The organism is Aquimarina aggregata (assembly GCF_001632745.1).
GTDB classification, from domain to species: domain Bacteria; phylum Bacteroidota; class Bacteroidia; order Flavobacteriales; family Flavobacteriaceae; genus Aquimarina; species Aquimarina aggregata.
Genome location: NZ_LQRT01000060.1, coordinates 188,082 through 208,182 on the forward strand (window position 1 = coordinate 188,082; position 20,101 = coordinate 208,182).

At 33.8% G+C, this 20,101-nt stretch carries 6 protein-coding genes; all 6 read left to right on the top strand.

Annotation, left to right across the window (positions count from 1 at the left end):
* Nucleotides 1-5 precede the first annotated feature (5 nt).
* The 6 genes from AWE51_RS25475 to AWE51_RS25500 all read left to right on the top strand — a co-directional run bounded on the left by AWE51_RS25475 (nucleotide 6) and on the right by AWE51_RS25500 (nucleotide 20,099).
* Nucleotides 6-5,201 (top strand): baseplate J/gp47 family protein, encoded by a 5,196-nt coding sequence (locus AWE51_RS25475; protein WP_066320112.1) that lies wholly within the window; start codon nucleotides 6-8, stop codon nucleotides 5,199-5,201.
* A gap of 106 nt (nucleotides 5,202-5,307) precedes the next feature.
* Complete coding sequence (locus AWE51_RS25480; protein WP_066320115.1) at nucleotides 5,308-12,429, top strand: hypothetical protein; 7,122 nt, start codon at nucleotides 5,308-5,310, stop codon at nucleotides 12,427-12,429.
* Between the two features lie 4 nt (nucleotides 12,430-12,433).
* Nucleotides 12,434-14,260, top strand: coding sequence for a contractile injection system tape measure protein (locus AWE51_RS25485; protein ID WP_066320118.1), 1,827 nt, complete (start codon nucleotides 12,434-12,436; stop codon nucleotides 14,258-14,260).
* Nucleotides 14,261-14,279: 19 nt separating this feature from the next.
* Nucleotides 14,280-14,972, top strand: a complete 693-nt coding sequence (locus AWE51_RS25490) for a hypothetical protein (RefSeq protein WP_118503800.1) — start codon at nucleotides 14,280-14,282, stop codon at nucleotides 14,970-14,972.
* Nucleotides 14,973-15,674 carry a hypothetical protein gene (locus AWE51_RS25495; protein ID WP_066320122.1) on the top strand — a complete coding sequence of 234 codons (702 nt, stop codon included), beginning with the start codon at nucleotides 14,973-14,975 and terminating at the stop codon, nucleotides 15,672-15,674.
* A gap of 51 nt (nucleotides 15,675-15,725) precedes the next feature.
* The gene (locus AWE51_RS25500) at nucleotides 15,726-20,099 is read left to right on the top strand and encodes an eCIS core domain-containing protein (RefSeq protein ID WP_066320123.1); all 4,374 of its coding nucleotides are present in this window, start codon (nucleotides 15,726-15,728) and stop codon (nucleotides 20,097-20,099) included.
* Nucleotides 20,100-20,101 lie beyond the last annotated feature (2 nt).

Consider the following 20,101-nt stretch of genomic DNA (forward strand, 5'->3'; position numbering starts at 1 on the left):
CATAGATGAAGAAACCTTCAAACATATCACATCCCTTAATACATAGAACAGGGACTAGCCAAAGAAATAGGGTTATAGAGGCATTACAATCTGACTATGCCCCAATAGATGGCAAAACACTCGCAGACAGACTATATATCATAAGTAGATATGCGCAACAAATTAATTATTATGAGTATATCAAAAACGGAGAAGAAGAATATCAGGATATAAATAATTGGACTTCTTTTTTTCAGAGTAGTTTACCTTTTCAATTATCAATACTTAGTAAAACTTCGATTGATAGTCTTGAAAAGGAATTTACATTGATATACCAAGAATTAAAAAATAATCCATCAAAACAGGGGTTAGAATCTCTTTTGGGTTTTATTAATGATAAATTTATAACACCCACTCAAACATTATTTACAAAAACAGATAAAGAAAACAACGGATTAGCAATTTCTCTTTTAGCAATAATCAAATCTTCGTTTATTGAGCCTTTAAAGAAATTTATTGCGATTCATAATGCAAGTGCTACTTTTTTATGTGTTACCAAAAAGAATTTTTCTGGCTTTATAAATGCACCATGGCAACTTAAAGTTGGAGATGTTTTTGCATTGGATAGTACCATTCAAGCTTCAAAAAAAGGCAAAAAAGAAGCAATACTAAAAGCAGGAGAGGCTGTAAATGCAATATTTTTTCAGTTAATAAGTGGTTTTCAGGATATTATCGAAACGGCCCCTAGTTTTATAGAAGAAGCTCTAAATCCGCTTCAAGAATCATTACAAAAAAGACATCAACCCCATATAGCATTAGTATTTACTTTTTTAGAATTGTTTAAGAATCTTCAAGTAAATGTAAATAATTTAGGTAAAAAGCATTTGGATTTTTTCTATCAGCAAGTATTAAAAATCGCTCCGAAGGATGCTGTGCCCGACAAGGCGCATATTATTTTTGAAATTGCTAAACATCTTGAAGAATATCCATTGAAAAAAGGACTATTATTAAAAGATGGAAAGGATGATAATAATGAAGATATTCAATTCGAATTGAATCATGAAGTTATTATAGATAAAGCGCAGGTAACAGATCTACGAACTTTATCTGTAAATACAATAACAGATAATTCGGGTTCATATATAGAAGGAGTATACATTGCTCCGGTAGCAAATTCAGTCGATGGTCTTGGGAAAAAATTTAAGAAAGATCAAACTACCAATTGGGCTACATTAGGGTCAAAGTATAGTAAACTACTTAACGAAGAAAGTAATAGCGAGTCAGAAAAAGACTGTGATCAGGAAATAGAATTAAGACAAGAACATCCTAATGCAAGATTAGGGTTTGTTTTAGCATCACCTGTTTTATTGTTACAAGAAGGAAACAGGGTAGTTAATTTTCAATTAGAATGTCAATTAAAAGATGATGCAAATTTTATAATTGAAGATTTTTTCGAAACATTAAATGGTATTTCAACTCCTGAAATAGCCTATTTAGTTACGCTAGATAAGTTGAATGAATGTATTGTAGCTGCTCCAGGTAGCTCGGCCTTAAGTTTGCATGCTCAAGAATATGTAGAAAATTATCTTAAAGAAGTTCCTTTTAAAATTGTTTATCCCAATGAATTACTTTTACTCTTAAATGCAAAACGCACATATGTAGAAGGTGATTCTTACGAAGGAAGCGAACAACCTGAAGAAGGCCAGCAAGTAGATGTATTTACAAGTTCTGAAAAGACAAGTTTAAGAAACTGTATTGAAAGTTTTGAAACTCCGGTAAAACATATAACAGTACCAATCTTTGTATTTAATTTTAGTGGAGAAAAAGAATGGCTAAATCCAGAATTTAATCAAGAGACTACAAAAATTAGAGTTTTAGAAACTTCTAGCGTTTTAGGAGGTGCTAAAACAATTGTTTTTGATATTAATATTAAGCTGGCACTAGGCTTTCCTGCTATTACATTTTTTGATGAGGAAAAATTAAAAGAAAAACTTGATATAAAACAAGCTCTTCCTGTAGTTAAAATAGAACTTAATAAGGATGTTAAGATTGATTTAGAAACACCAAAAGATGGCCCAGGTATTTGCGTTTTAAAAGGAGAACCTAAAGAACAGGGACAAATTTCGATTTCGCCATATCATTTTTTAGAACAACTTAAATTAACCAATGCATGTATCGATGTAAATGTATGTGGAGTAAAAAACCTGATTGTTCAAAATGATGAAAGTACTTTAGATATAAACAGTCAAATTTTTCCTTTTGGATTACGCCCAGAAGTTCCCGGTTTTGATCCAATGAATCAAGTAGTAGAATTTGAAGGGATCCCGACTGCTAATTCATTACTTGGTCCTAGTTTTTATATTGGTAGTAAAGAAGTGCTGTTTAAAAAATGGAATTCGGTTAGAGTAAACATAGAATGGAAAGACAAACCAGATAGTTTTAATGACCATTATAAAGCATACTTAAAAAGAAAAAATACAGGCGATCCTAACTCTGGTGGTGATAATACTACTGCACTAGAAGATCTTGGTCTAGCCGAAAAAGATTTTAAATTAAAAATAGATACATTAAAAGAAGGTATCTGGACTAATATAGAAGAAGAGACAGAGTTATTTAGTAAAACCGTAGATGATTTTGGAGAACTGTATTGTAACAATACAATATATGGTTGGGAGGTTCAAAATGATGCTAATTCAGAATTTATAGACTACAATGAACCGTTAGAATTATTTAAAACCTCGCGTAATGGTTTCTTAAAATTTACACTTGCTAATCAAGATTTTTTACACACAGAATATCCTTTTGTGTTAGCAAGACAAATGTTGGCATATGCGCTTTTAGCACAAAATGATAAATTAACTGATGCTATATATGTACAATCTAATAAAACAATTATTCAAGCATTAGAAGATTTTGGAAGTAGTGCAGATATTGCAACTAATATTCAAACCGCTCTGGATGCTACCAGAATGGTAAAAGATGGTATAGATGAACTAAAAGATTATATAGATAATAATAGAGGTAGTGTAGATACAATTATTACAACTGTAAACTCAATACTAAGTAATACTGTAAGTTACATGAACAATAATTTACCATCGTATTTAACCTCTTTAGAAGATTTTAGAAGCGGTGGAAATCCTAGTTTATCAAGCTTAAGTGGATTAGTGACAACAATAGGAACCATTAGAACCGAGTTAAATAATAGAAATGAAAGTCTAGAGGATGAAGTCGATGCTATTATTGTGATTATGAATGCTTTTTTTAGTGATGCAATAAGTATACTTACAGATAGCAATACCGGTTTACAAAATTTGGCTACGACTATTTTAACTGCTGTGGTTGATACAAACCTAACTTTATCTCAATTATTAAATGCTATTACAGTACCAAGTCAGGATATACAAGTTGGGATTAATAATCTAGCAACTCTTGTTCAAGATAATAATAATAGTAATGATACTGATGGCTTGCGTTTTCGTATCGAGGGATTATTAGATTTAACAGCAGGAATAAGAGATTATATTACAAATAATCTTGATGGATTTATACAAGATTTAACTGCTCTAGACACAGATTTAATTGCAGAAATGGGTCTCTTAATCAATGGATATAAGTCAATACAACAATTTCTTGACAATAATATCGGTAATGCCAGTTCTGAAGCTCAAAATTTGCAAAATACCTTTAATACCTTTGTCAGTGATATACTAAGTAGAATAACCGGTACTGATAAATTAGAAGGTTTAACCGATGTGGCAACTACCGCTTTAGAGGAACTAGAAACCACATTTAACCAGAGTAATGTTTTAAGTTTTCTATTTAGTAGTGCTGATCAGGCTTTAATTCCGAATGAACCTTGGACTCCAGCTATTAAAAATCTATATGTAGATTATTCGGCAAAGGCAGTAAAAGAAGATGTAGATATTATACACCTTTATCCTTATGTAAACACTTCGAAATTTGAAAACATAGAGGAAAACCCAGGATTGTTTCCGTTTTTAAATGATGAAGGTACTTTGTTTGTTGGTATAGAAAACTTAACTCCAGGAGGTAATTTATCAATATTGTTTCAATTGGCAGAAGCTACTGCCGATTCAGAAATGGATCGTGCAACTATTAAATGGCATTATTTAAGTGAGAACGTATGGATAGAATTACTGCCTGATTTTAATATTATATCAGACGAAACCGATGGTTTAACAGTTTCAGGAATTGTTACAATTGCCATACCAGATACGATTAGTAAAATAGGAAACAGACAAATGCCGGATGACCTATATTGGATAAGAATTACGGCTCCGATTAATGCCAAGGCAGTAGCAGAAACTATCGGGATTCATACGCAAGCAGCCAAAGCTTCTGCAAAACTAAGTGAATTAAATGATAAATTAAGGCTTAATAATGGTCTGGCAGAGGGTAGTATAAGTAAACTATCAGAAGGAGATTTTAGTGTCAAAAAAGTAGAACAATTATATCCTTCTTTTGAAGGAAGACAACCCGAAGGAGAAGGTCATTTTTATGTAAGAGTGAGTGAACATCTTAAACATAAAGGTAGAGCACAAATGCTTTCGGATTATGAAAAAATTGTTTTAGAAGGATTTCCCAAAATATATAAAGCTAAATGCATAAGTCATACAATGGGACTTTCTGCAATTAAATATCAACGGGATCTAGAAATTGCGCCTGGATATATTGTAATTACTGTAATACCCGATTTAACTAAGCTAGCTTCGGGAAATCAATTAGAACCTAAAGCCCCTTTAAGCCTCTTAGAAAAAATAGGAAATCATCTTAGAAAAAAAATATCTCCATTTGCTAGAATTAAGGTAATGAATCCTAGATATGAATATGTAGATGTTGATATAACGGTAAGACTTTTTAGAGGAAAACCTGCGAATTTTTATTCTGGTAAACTTAAAGAAGATATTACCAATTTGTTGGCACCTTGGTTTTTAGGAGATTCAGAAAAAATTGCGTTTGGTATGCCTGTTTTGTTTTCTGATGTTGTTGGCTTTGTAGAACAATTGGATTATGTAGATTTTATAACAAGTCTAACATTAAAAGGAGAAAAAGAACAAATCGGACCCGAAATCAAACCCCTTACTGCAAGATCTATTTTGACTGCCGGTAAAATTTGTATTACAATTGATGAAGAAAAATGTCCAGATCCTGATCAAGGAGGTAATCCTGATGTAGGTATAATAATTACTAATGAATGAGTTATGATGACATTAGCGATGATAATCGTAATGTATAGTGGTGAATTCTATCTTGAGGATTGAAAAAAATAAATAAGAACAGATAAATCATCTGAATTAAGTTGATATGACAGAAGCTGTGAATGAAAATATAACTGTTATTAGGCAAAATGATCCGGACCTTCCCGACTACTTAGACTTTGAAAAACTAAGAAGAGAAGGACTAGAACATATAGGAAACCTATCAGGTAAGATATGGACAGATCATAATGTGCATGATCCGGGTATTACCATTTTAGAAGTGCTGGTATATGCACTAATGGATCTGGGATATAAGACAAACTTGCCTTTTCAAGACCTTATAGCTACCCTAAATACTAGTACAGATACTGAAGAGAACTTTTTAACACCATTAGAAATACTAACTGTAAATCCTGTAACTATATTAGATTTTAGAAAACTTCTATTAGAAGTTGAAGGTGTTCGAAATGCATGGTTAGAACCGGTAAAACAGGAACAAGGATTATATCTGGATATAGAAAGAAGGAGTACTGTATTGTATTGTGAGAATCCAAATAATCTCTTTCGGGAGATCGAGTTAAATGGGTTGTACAAGGTTTATATAGAAAAAGATAATGAGATTATTAATGATACTCTCGAGCAAGAAGTCAAGCAAATTCTTGTACAACATAGAAATTTATGTGAAGATTTTGTCGAAGTTAAAACATTAGACGCTTTAGAAATAGGTGTCTGTGTTGAGGCAGAAATTCATGCAGATTTTGATGCAGAAAAGGTGTACGTAGAAATTTTTAACAATATTAAAAAGTATATCCAGCCAGAGATTACATATTATACCTTAGAGGAGTTATTAGATAAAGGAAGAACGATAGACAATATATTTGCAGGAAGACCTTATCGAGAGAAAAGTTTTGGTTTTATTGATACAGAAGAACTCGAGAGTTTTACAAGACGTGAGTTTATTAATCTCTCAGATTTATACGATATTATTTTAAGTATCGATGGAGTTAGAAAAATAAAAAATGTATCAATTAAGGGAGAGGAGTTTCAAAACATGCCTCAAACATGGCAATATCAAATTGAAGAAGGTAAAGTTCCTGCTTTTTCTAAAGATAAGACATGTATTGATCTATACAATACAAAAGGCGCGTTAAGGATAGATAAACAAAGAATAGAGCGCACTTTTTCTATGGCAAAACAATTCGAAATGCCTTTAGATAACCTCAATACTAAAATACCAATAGGAATAAATAGAGAAAATTTAGAAGAATTTTATTCTATACAAAATGATTTTCCTGTAGTATATGGTATAGGAGAAGATGGGTTGCCAGATAGAGCATCATTATTGCGTGAAACACAAGCATTACAGTTAAAAGGGTATCTTATGTTTTATGATCAAATATTAGCAAACTATACATCTCAACTTGCTAATATTAAATCATTATTTTCATTAACGCCAGAAGAACAAAGAACAAAAGAACAAAAGCATACGTATTTTACTCAAATCCCTGATTCTATTCCTGGAGTAGAAGATTTACTTAGATTTTATACAAACGACACAGAGATTATAAATTCTTTGCTAGCTGTTCCCGTTAAAAATGATAGTCAATGGACAAACATTGTTGAACAATTAAAAAAGAACCCTAGTGTAGAGCTAACTATTGGTAATATATGCAGTGATACAAATGCATTGATAGATTTGTTTAGTTTTTCTTCGACAGGAGTTCGATCCATCTATATCAATCAATTGATAGATGCATTTTTTAACGAAAAATATACAATACAACTATTACAAGATCGAAGAGGACATTTCTTTGTGCTACAAACAAATCTTCCAGATGATATCGTAATGGTAGGCACAAAAAGATATGATACAGTCGATGAAGCAAGGAGAGAGGCAAAAAACCTTACGTTTTTAGGGACTATAAGTCAAAGTTATAAGTTAACAACAAATGCTTCTGATACTTTGGAAGGGGATCAACACTTTTTTGATATCACCTATACGCCTATTTCCTATATTGATTTGATTCAGGAACTTACAGAGGATAAAAGCGAGTATGCACTACGAAGAAAACAATTTTTAGATCATTTATTAGCGAGGTTTGGAGAGGAGTTTACAGATTATACGATTCTTCAATATCAAAATGGAATTGATACAGAAGCGCATATACACGAAGAAATAAATGATCAATCAAAGTATGTAAATCGATTTGCAGAGATAAGCAGAAACAGAGGTAAAGCCTATGATTATTCAATATCATCATGGAATACAGATAACGTTTCTGGTTTTGAAAAACGAGTTTCTTTATTATCCGGAATTGAAAATTATGATAGACGTAACCTTTGTAATTTTGAAGTAGTACAAAACTTTAGACTAGAGTTAAAAGATTGGTCAGAAAATGTGCTTTTCAGAAGTAATAGAGGATATGAGAGTAGAGAGGAATTATATGGGGCTGCAAAAAAAGTTTTATCTCAAATACGAGATCAGGAATCGTACAAGCAACTAGAAAAAAGTCTTAATGGTTTTGATGCAAAAACAATGCGTCGCATATTTTCTGAACAAGGAGAAGAAGAAAATATTATTATAACTAAGCATGATTATCACCAGCAGCTAATCAATACAGAAAAAGAAGTAGTTGTATTGAGTAAGAGCACAAAAATGAAATCTGAAAAAGTTGCTCTAGATAAAAAAGAAGATTTTATAAAAACGATTAACACTCAAAACATTCTCTCTAGAACAGCTCTAAAAAGTGAATATAGGTTATTACCATTAGAGAATGAAAATACGTACCTTGATGCTAATGCGTTACCTTGTGAAATTGAAACATTAGTAACATGGCGATGGCATGTAAATACTAAAGAAAAAGCAGTTAGTGAACAGGTTTTTGATGTCTATGAGGATGCATGGGATCATATGATCAAAGAAGCACAGCTCGAGGATTTTCTTACAAAACATGATGTAGCTATTCGATGGAAATTACCCGTTAAACATGGGATCACTCTGAATAGTATAGGATGTTATCCAGATGCTTATAGGGCTGTTGCAGCTTGGAGACAAGGAAAAGCTTTAGGTAGCAGCAAAACTAATTATGAAATCAAAAATGAAGGAACATCAATCAGAATACAATTAAAAAATGAAAAAGGAAATCCAATTGCGATTTCAGATGCCGTGGATATTGGTCAAGGAACTCCTGAAACGATATTAACAGAATGTACTACCATATTTGGGAATAGAAATACAAAACCTGATTATGACCAAGAAAAAAACAAATTTGGATTTCAACTCTTAGGAAAAGATGGTGCCTCTGTTCTAATTAGTTATTGCGCATATGATTCTGAAAAAGAAGCGCTAGAACAACTAGATACTGTATTTAAGCTGGGTGAAGTTAAAAAGAATTATTTATTATCCGGAGATCAAGGAAATCCAGAGTATAACTATATTTTATTAGATAAATATAACTCGTTTTTAGCATTACCTCCTGATCATTTTGAGACCGCACCAGATCGCACGAAAGCGTTAAACTCGATGATGCGTTATTTTAAGAATAACACACTTCCTGTTTTTGTAAAAGAAGAACCGCGTCGTTATGTTTGGTCTCTAACAAAAAATGATAAAAAAATACTCGAATCAACTAGCGAATTTACCTCAAAAGCAAGAGCGCAAAGCGATTTCGATAAAGTAATAGTTACAGAGGCGATACGACCTAATAATGAGTTATATGTTCCCCATTGTTATAATTTTGAGGTGGTTGCTACACCTGCATTGTATAAGTATAGGTATGGTATTAGTGATGTAAATAATGAATTAAAGCCTTTGTTTTTAAGTACCGATACTTTTAAAACGCATAGTGAGGCTTCAGAAGGATATACCAATTTTGTCAAAGAACTTCCAAAACTATCTTTTAAAGTATCTCCCAAAAGTACAACCGAATTTGGATTGTATTCTCCTAAATCAGAAACTCCAATGGTTGAGGGATTCTCAAAAGATAAACCATCGCTGGAGATGGCTAAAAAATTAGCAGGATACCTCTCTACTATTTATAGTAATGACCTGGCTCCCAAAGAAAGCTTTATTGCCAGAAGAATGGTAGAGAATCAAAATGGTAGATTCGAGTGGCGATTTTTCAAGAAAAATACTCCTTTAGCTGTAAATCCGTATCAGTATAGTAACGAATCAACAGCAGAGTTTGTAAAAAGGAATATCTGTGACCTTATTCCACCAATTGATTTAAAACACTGCACTAAAAGAGAAATAGTTGTTTGTCCAGAAGGAAGTCCTAATAAGTACCATTATCAGGTAGAATTCACAGATCATAATAAAAATAGCTTCGTTCTTATTAGTTATAATGGATATACTAGTACTATTGAGGCAGAAGAAGCTTGGCAAATGGAGTGGTTAGATGTTATCGCCATAGCTGCTAATCCGGATCAATATGGAGCTTCGGGGAAAATAAATCTTGAAGAAACATACCAAAACTCGCAATCTAAATCATGTAGTAATGAATCATTTTTGGTTGTGATTCCAAAAGTAATAAGAGAAGAAGTAGAAGCAAATGGTACAGATATAATTACTTATTATTCTGAATTAGCAGATGTATATCCCATATATAAAAAAGTATCTGAAAGCGATGATAATGCAGATGATACAGTGTCTTATAAGTTTAAAGTAGTAGTGCCTCAAAAAGATCTTATTCCTGCAAGCGATAGTATTAGTGAAGTTATACCGCATATAGGTAGTTTATTATGGATTAGTGAATCTACATATACAGATGAAAAATCTGTTATCGAAGCATATAATCATTTTTATAATCTGGCAGGCACCTCAAATAACTGTAGACTTTTTTGCAAGAATGGGAACTTTTACACAGGATTAGTTGAGGTGTTAGCAGAAAGCTCTCGTGAATTTGATAGTGAAGCAGATGCCTGGGATGATGCATACCCTAATCAAAAAGATGAATGTCAAGATTGTATTCCTGGTGGAGTACGAGAGTTTATCTATGCGGCAGAAGATGATCAAAATTATGATATTGTATGTGATAGAGAATACTGGAAATTTAAAGTAGTCTCACCAGATTATTTTGTGGTTGATCATAATTGCGATTATAATTCTAGAGAGGTTAGAGATCAACAGATGGATCATTGGATTTCAAAGTTGAAATCTTTAAACTGGGATCAATATATCACGGGGAAACCTTCTGATGGAGGAGGAACACGCCCTGGAGCTGGGTTTTTGTATGCTATTGGATATGGATATTCTGATGATGAGTTCTGCGAATTCATGTTTAATCTTAGAGATAGCTTAATAGCATGTCCTTATAAATTTGCAGAAAATCAAGAAGAAGAAGCAATTGAGAATAATTTAATTACATCATTTTTAGAAGAAAAATATAAGAATGATGCCAGAATTCTTGACATTATAAATCGGCAAAATTTTACATGTGAGTTAGTAAAAGAATTAACAGACTATTTTCCTATTTATAAAACTGATCAGGGATATTGTTTTAGAATCTATGATGCCAAAAGTGATGTGCAAATTACACCCAATGGTTTACAACCATGTGGTTGTGAGGATATGGATACTACAACAGATACATTATGTAATGAACCTTATCCTTTTGTAAGTAGAAATTATTATTCATGTTGCGCAGAGGCAGTAAATGCATTTACAGCATTTTGTCTGCTAATTAGAAATCAAAATACATCATACGCTTTTGAAGAAATCTCAAAGACAGAATATGGACTTTATTCTTTTCAGATTATTGATAAGAGAAAAGAATTAGCATATCACCCACAACAATATGATAGTCTTCAAGAAGTTAAAGATGCAATAGAAAGAACAAAAGCACAAGTAAGCGATGTGGGATTGCATTTGCTTGAACATATTTTATTAAGACCAACATCATCAGGCGATTGTTTTCATGAATTTAACACAGGAGAAGGTGAGGGTGAAGGTGGTCTGCAAAGAGCGATTTCTTGTTTATTGCCCATTTGCCCAGATTATGATTGCGATATTGAGTGGCAACCAGATTTAGATAAAGATGATCCGTGTGCAGATAATGCCCAAGCAACATTAATCAATTATATACCAGGTAGCGACCCTTATTCTTTTTGGGCAACATTGGTATTGCCAGCATGGTCTAAACGATTTAGAACTTTAGAACAACGCGAAACTTTTGAGAATTTTTTATATAAAGAAGTACCAGCATTAGTAGGACTTAATATTTTATGGCTAGGGCCAAGAGATCTCTGTAATTTTGAGGATGCATATCGAAAATGGTTAGTTTGGAAAGAAGATCCAGAAGCGTATAAATGCAACCCTAATGATCCTCGTCCAGATTGCCTTTTATCAAATTATATTAGAAGGTTAGAATCTGAACAACCTTGTGCATCCGCACCTTTGTCACAAGGTGATTGTAATTGTGATACTGTAGATAGCAGAACGTTACCAGAGGATAGTATGGGTAGTATTTTTTGGGGTGAATGCGTGCAGATTATTGACGGAGATATAATAGATTTCCCTGTTGGAGAAGTTCCTGCTACTATCGAAACAAGACCAACTTCTAAAACAACAGTACAAACAGAAAGTAAAACTTTAAAAGAAGTCAAGAAAGAACCAAAAGAACTTCCTAAAAAGAAACCTACAGCAAAAAGCAGTGCTAAAGCAGCTGTTAAAAAAGCAGAACCTGTAGCAAAAGCAAAAAAGACAGTAACTAAAAAGAAAGTCACAAAAACACAAGCAGATAAACAAAAAACTACTGCTAAGGGAACATCTACAAAAACAACAACTGCGCAAAAGAAAAAAGATGAACTGGCAGTTGTAAGACAAAGGAAACCTATGTACTTAAAAGCCATAGAGACTGGAGCTAATGAAAACATTAAGAAAACAAAAAGTTACGAACGAACAGTATTCTTTCTTCAGAATACTCCAACAATAAAAGGGTATTCAACATTAGTGGACTTCTTTAATAGATATAGTTTACAAAAAGACAACGCTATTTCTGAGTACTTAACATTATTAAAAAATGCAACATATCATTTGTTTGATAATCTGGTATTAGATTCAAAATCTGAAATTAAAAAAGAGGAAATAGATCAACTATCGGCAAGTATTGAGATATTGTCAAACAAAGGATTATCTCTTAAAGAATTAAACAAAGAATGGAATGCTACAGCACTAGGGTCTCTAGCAAATGCTAAATCTTTAGTAACAATAAAAAAACTTTTGAAATAAATATATGGGGCAAAAGCATCTTATAGGAAAACAGGTTTTGAAAGTAGATATAAACGCTACAGAGGATGCCTATGCGGTGCAGCAAAAAATAAGTGATTGGGTTCAAAAAGAATTAAATCCAGCTATAGAAAACCTCTTTGATCGTTTAGTTGATGAACATATAATTGCAAGATTTGATAGCATCGAAATTGATATTGGCAATATTAATTTGGATGGTAGTACTATGAATGGAGTTATAGAAAAAATCATACGGCAGTTACGAGAAAACATAGAGGATAGATTGCATAGTATTGGTATTCAATATGTTAATCAAGAACAAGGGTTGAGGAAGTTTGATCAGGAATTTTTTAATAAAAATGGAAAATCGTTTCAAAGTACACCCCCAGGAAACGGTAAAAACATAGATCCAAAAGAAAATAATACTAAGGGCCTTCATGGTCATTTAAAAAATAACGAGAGCTCCAAAGAATATAATGTTCATCAATCGAGCATGTCGATTGATCAAAAAGAAAGTAGTCAATCCCAAAGAAAACATTATTTTGATATCTGGTTATATTGGTTAGAGAAAGGAATTTTACCATCATATACCATTGCTCCTCAAGAAACATGGATCACCAAAGTTTTAGAACACCTAGGAATGGCATTAGATGGGGTTACCATTTTAGAACATAAATTAAAAAAATATCCTATAACATTACACCGATTAGTGTTACAGCATACTCCCAAAGATCTAAAATCAATTGTAGAATTATATACTGGTTTTTCTCAAGATAAAGTTCTGCAAATGATAAAAGAGATAGAGATTGTTTGCCAAGAAGGAAATGTTTTAACCTCTAAAATTATATTTCGCTCATTAGAAATTAGGATATGGAAAAAGATTTTTGAGTATGTTATCCTAAAAAGAGAAAAATTAGATAGTATTTCGATAGGAAGACAAGTACTCCAACATTTATTTGATTCAAATATCTTTCGCGAGACAAAACTTCAGGAAGTAGTGGATCATGGCACTATTGATCAAAAAGAAAAAGAGAAATATCAGATACTCTTAGAAATACTAGATAAAAATAATACCACGAGAAAAGAAAAAAATATAAGGCCTACTTCATCAACAGAAAAAGAAGAGTCAGAATCTGAAGACAAAAAAGAATTTTTACCTTCAGAAAATAATACGAATAATGTTTCTAAAGATAAAATTCAATCAAACGAGACAACAGAAAACCATGGCGATAAAATAGATGTAGAAACAACAAGAAAAAATGAAAATAAAAGCACTAAAGAAGGTACAGGATTTACTGATGATGAAGAGGTGTTTAAAGAAGAAGCGCTACCATCACCCCAGTATTTCAACACAGCAGGAGTAGTATTACTGAATCCTTTTATAAACAATTTCTTTACAAGATTAGGACTTATAGATGGTAAAGACTTTAAAGATTTTGAATCTAGAAGTAAAGCAGTTGTGTTACTTCATTTTTTGGCAACCGGTAAGGAAAATCCAGTCGAATATGAGATGGTGTTGCCAAAGTTTTTATGTGAGATGCCTTCAAATATGCCTCTTGATCACACCATAAAAATAACTGAAGAAGAAAAAGAAGAAGCTGTAGGTTTATTAAAAATAGTTATAGAACATTGGGGAGCGCTAGGAAACATCTCAGCAGATGGTTTGCGAGAAGGATTTTTAATGCGTCAGGGCAAGTTAGAAAATGAAAGTACAGGTTGGAAACTGTATATAGAACAAAAAGCAATGGATATACTATTGGATCGATTACCATGGAATATCGGTATTGTAAAACTACCGTGGATGAAAGAAATACTTACGGTAGAATGGCGATAGTGCTACTTGAATTAGAGTTATGAATAAAATATTTGACAACCTTTATCTTTATGAAATTGTACTGCTATTTTTAGGAGTATTTTTATTCATGTTGCTTTGTGCAGGATTGGTATATTTTATCATAAAAAAAGATGACCTTAAAAAATTACTACTGTTTTTCCCTATTCCTATTATAATGATTGCATATCCGAGTATACAGGAAATACAGATTGAGAAAGACAAATTTGCTTTAAAAAAGTTTTCAGATAAAATAATAGAAAACCCTAATGATACAGAAGCTCAAAAAGAGTTAGCAGAAATTTCTAATAAGCTAGAAAAAAGAGCTACATCGGCAAAAGATATTCAGGCAGTTAGTTTTGCGAATCTACTATTAGGAAATTCTGAAAAAGTTATTGATCTAGCGAATAAGGCAATCGAAAAACAAGAAGAAAATAAAAAACAAGAAACTCCTACAGTTGATAATAGTTCTGTAGATTCTGACAACTCTAAGATTGAAGAAGGGCAATTAACCGATGTAAAAGTGTTGAAAAACATTAAAGAATTAGCAGAAACACAAAAGAACCTTCAAAGTAATAAAGGAACAATAACAGATACAGCTAAACTAAAAGAACAGATTAGCAAAATACCTTGGCAAAACCCTAAAACAAAGTCTTATTTAAGTAAAAAGATATTAAAACAACATAAAACAGTAGATACTATAAAAAGTAAGTAAGTGAAAGTAACAAAGAGACCAAAAAGAAAACCAGCTCAGGAAATAGTCCAAGCTAAACGAGACCCCTTTTTTAAAAAAGAGGGTAAAAGAGGTTTTTTTTCGAATTCTAATCAAAAAGAATCATCTTTTTTTACTTCATATACCGATACTATTGTCCAGAGAAAACCCGCGATCCAAAAGGATGATGACCCAGCTCGGGATGCTGCCAGAGAAAGAGAACGCGAGACAAATAGTGCATCAAATCAAAGACGACGACAAAGAGGGACCTCACCAGCAGATAGATGTTACATCAATCCCCAATTTCCTGATTTTAGATGCCTTGCTTATGCTTTAAAACTGAATATCGATGAAAATTTATACAATAATGCTCATCATTTTTATAGAATAGCATCATTATACCCAAATAACAATGAGCTCATGTGGAATACCTTTTTAAGGTATGGATTAGGAACAAATCTATTACAAACAAGTTTTGGCTTTCTTGGTGCCAATGAAACCTTAGGAACGGTGCTTTCTTATGGAACAGGTATCGGCTTAAAATCATATGAATTTTTTCAAAGCGGTCAATTACAACTGGATATGCCAATACCTCTTGGACGAGGTGTTAATCTTGATTTGCAGTTTGATTTAAATGCAAATCCAGATAATTTGATGGATATAAGGGGAGTGAGCGGAGGAGTTGGATTTTCAGGACATTTTTGAAATGAGTAAATTAGAAAAAATAGTTACAAAAAATATGCGCGATACGTTAGTATGAAGACAGCTGAGATAAAAACAAGTTCAGCCGCTAAAAATCCAGTTCAAGCAAAGCGGGAACCGTTCTTTAAGAAAGAAGGGGAAGAAGGCTTTTTTTCAAAATCTGGAGAAACATCAGAACCCTTTTTTAGTCCTGCAAGCATCCAACCTAAACTTACCATTGGCCAACCTAATGATAAATATGAGGTCGAAGCAGATAAAAAAGCAGATCAAGTGGTTCAAAAATTAGCAGAACCGGCTAATCCTACTTCAACAAAAACGCAAACAGAAAATCTACAGAAGAAAGAGGATGATGAGGTACTACAAAATAAATTAGAAATACAGCGAAAACCTATTTTTGAAAGTAATGCAGAACAACAAGAACCTAATGTTCAGACTAAACCGATAGCCCCTATACAACCTTCACTTACGGGAGATCAAGATGAAGAAATTCAGAAAAAAGAAGAAGAGTTTTCTGAAAGTGAAGAAGAAATACATACAAAATTAAGTAGTGCAGAAAATCCTTCTACACCAAATGAAGAATCTACCATACAAAGAAAAGAAGAAGGATCAAGTACTAATACTACTGATCTAGAAAGCAGTCTTAATAGTTCTAAAGGTTCAGGTAGCGCATTGCCATCCAATACCCAAGAATCGATGGGTAATGCTTTTGGGGCGGATTTTAGTGGTGTACGTACTCATACAGGTGGTGATGCAATACAAATGAATAAGGATTTAGGTTCACAGGCGTTTACGCATGGTAATGATATTTATTTTAATGAAGGTAAATACAATACAAATTCTACCTCGGGCCAACATTTATTGGCTCATGAATTAACGCATACAATGCAGCAAGGAGCATCAAAACCTACTGTACAAAAAGTAGATGAACCAACATCAGAAGTTACAGAAACTCCCACTGCAGCAGAAGCCGCAATTCGACCAAATGATGCCTTAGATATTAGTCATCGATTTGATCTTACAACCGCATGGGCAAATTATCTTGATGCTCAGTATAATGATGGGGAACGAATTTTTGACGTAGATGTAAAAATAGGTGAACGGTATAGCGGAACCATAAAGGTTAATAAGACGACACGAAATATTCAGGGAGATGCTGCAAAATATGAACTGTCAGAGGGTAATCATAAATACCTGAATATTACAGGTTGGAATTTTCTAAACCCAATGCGAGAAGCAGGAGTAGAGCCAATTTTGGTACTCCGTAATTTTGGCGATGAACAGCAAACCAAAGGTTTCCTTAGTGTAAAAATGGGAGATAGAGCTTTGGTAGCCGATGTTCAGGGATTTATTAAAGGACTTAATGATAAGTTAGAAGCAATGGATTTTTTGGGTATCGAGCCCTTGAATGTTGATGCTTTAGAAAATACTTTTGAAAATGGACGATTAGTTTTTCAAGTGAGTGCCTTGACTACGGTTGTAGATGGCTTTCTTGAAGCAGGTGGTGGATTAGGAATTACAGGTGATGCATTTACGTTTAACTTAAATGCTAATGTAGATATACAAGGATTAGCTCAAGGTCAATTTACGGTAGCTAGAGGAGAAGACGGAAAGTTAAGTGGTAGAGGAGAGATACAAGGAGATATTGCAAATGTACAAGCAACAATAATTGCAGAATATATTGATGGTGCAGTAACGATACAAGGTACCGGTACAATGACTTCAGAGAAATTTACTGGATCGATAACTTTGCTAGTAACAGATGCGGCAAAGTCGAGACAAATGATGAATGCCGCCTTAGGTGTAGAAACAATGGATGCACAGGCAGAAACTGCTGCAACTCCAGAAACAGCAGCACCCAAAACTAAAAACAATCAAGTTCTTGCTGGTTGGGGAGAAGTACAAGCCAAAATAACACCTTGGTTAGAAGGAACAGCCAAGATTGGTATTGATCATGAAGGCCATGTCACCATTGTAGGAGAAATAGTAGTGCCAGATGAGATAGAACTCATGGAGCAACGTGGCAAAAAAGTTCAGATTTTTGATGTAGAGATACGTGCAGGTTATGGTATCCCATTAGTCGGGCAAGTATTCTTATTTGCAGGTATCGGGATGTTCGTTAATGCAGGGTTTGGACCATTAGTACTTAAAGATGTTGGATTTACAGGAACCTATTCTACAGACCCATCAGTGCTACAACAATTTAGTATAACAGGAACCTTAGGTATTAATGCCTTTGCCGTTTTAGGGTTAGAGGCAGAAGCTGGGGTAGGAGTAACATTATTAGGCCATGATGTTAAAGCGGGTGTGAATGTGACCGCTGCCGCTGGACTACGAGCCTATGCAGAAGCCACGCCAACATTTCAATATACAGAGAGTGCCGCACCAGAGGGCGGAAAAGTAGGAGAATCAAGATTAAAAGGACATTTTGAAGCCGCTGCGCAATTATTTTTACAATTATCAGGAGCGCTCTTCTATGAATTAGATAGTCCATGGTGGTCACCTGCACCAGATGGTAGAGAAGAAACACCACTTGGCGAAGTGCAATATCCAATTGGTGATAGTATGGGAATTGGAGCAGATATTGATTGGTTAGTAGGGTCATCAGATGCACCAGAGCTTAAGTTTTCTCCGGTAGAGTTTGATCCAGATAAATTTACTGCCGATGTTATGGCAGATCCCCCTCCTAGACGTATGGGTGATGCCGACGCTAATCCTGAAGGACAATGGACTGGTGAGCCTGGAGGAGAACAAAATGCTAATCCAGAAGTGACTGGTGATGGTGAAGGATTACCACCAAGTAGTAGACGAGAAGAAAATTTACAAAACCTGCCAGATGAGCAGAAATATATGCGAGCATTAGATGAAATGTCGCAGCTTGAAAACGTAGATCCTAAACCAACAGAAGGTGTTGTAGAAGCCAAAGCAAGACGAGTAAAGGCTAAATATGGGCTAAATCAAATACAATTACGAAATAAACAAGATGATAACGTATCTGTATTTGTAAGACATGCCAGAGAAGATAATGGTAATCATCTATTGGTAGTACCTTTAATGAGCGAAGCCGAAAGAAGAAGGTTGTTAAGTGATGCCATGACCGATCTAAGAACCAGAGAAACAAATGCAGCTGGTGAAGACGGCACTATCGAAGAAGCCGCTGCGCAATCTATGTTACAATCATGGTTAAGAGCACATCCAGCTATAGAAAGCGCAAGAGTCGTTGACGGTGGCGAAACCTGGGATTATCTGATCGATGTAGGAGATAGAAATAATACAGAGACAGGAAGATTAAAAGGAGGGTCAACAGAAAATGCAGGAGAAGCTGAAGAACATTTTGTAGATGAAACAGGAGAAGATCATAGATTATATTTTGAAGGAGATGATATTAATGGTGAAATTATAGTAAGGAGTGCACCTAGAACTCTAGATGAGTTGTTTAATGAACTTCAACCTGTAATTCAAAATTTGACAGGACCTAGAGCGAGAGTACCTGTTAGAAGTTTACAAAGAGCTCGGGAATTATATGATTCAGTGGATAATCATAGAAATAGATTAAATTCCAGTACAAATGAAGAAGAGCGAACAAGTATAACAAGTCAATTAAAATCTGAATTAGCTAGGTTGGCAAATTCATTAATTCCATTGATGAGTATTAGTGCACATGAATACCCACCTCCAATTTTACCACCAATGGTTAATAGTAGTAAGGCTAGCGGATTTACAGCAGAATATCTAAATAGCGACGTGCCAACAGGTTCGGCAGCTAATACATATAACGGAGCTACTTTAAGAGGTTGGGTTGAATTACAAAATGCTGGTTTAACTGCCAATTCTGACTATGTTAAAATGCATTTATTACCACATGAATTGGGAGGAGATGCAGTTGATTCAAACCTTGTTCCTGCGCCAGGGCATTCAGTAAATACTCCTTTCAGCGGTAATATAGAGAGGAATGCGATTAATAGTAAAGACGGAGGAGATACCATTTGGTATCGAGTAAGAGTTTCATATCATAATGGAGGAGCATCTCCATACCCTAAAAGTATAAATGCCTCTTGGGGTAAATATGAAGCTAGTGATGGAAGTTTTAATAAAACTAATGAAGGGAACTATGGTATAAGTAATATTGATCAACCTTTTGATTTAGAAAAAGTTTATCTTAATGAAAGTAGTACTATTGCAGCACAAATTAGAGAAAGACTGGGAATAAACCTTGATGAAGCTCGATTGATTTTAGCGGCACGTAGTTCTCAAGGTTCTTTTAGGAATGTAAGAGATGTTATTGATAAGATATCAGCGCATGAAAGTCAAAGAGTAGCATCAAATTCAAGAAATAGGACAACATCAGCATTTTATGATAGATTAGATAATATCGAATCGGCATTGGATGCTCATTTAAATGAAATAGGGTTTAATATTAGAAGAAGATAAAA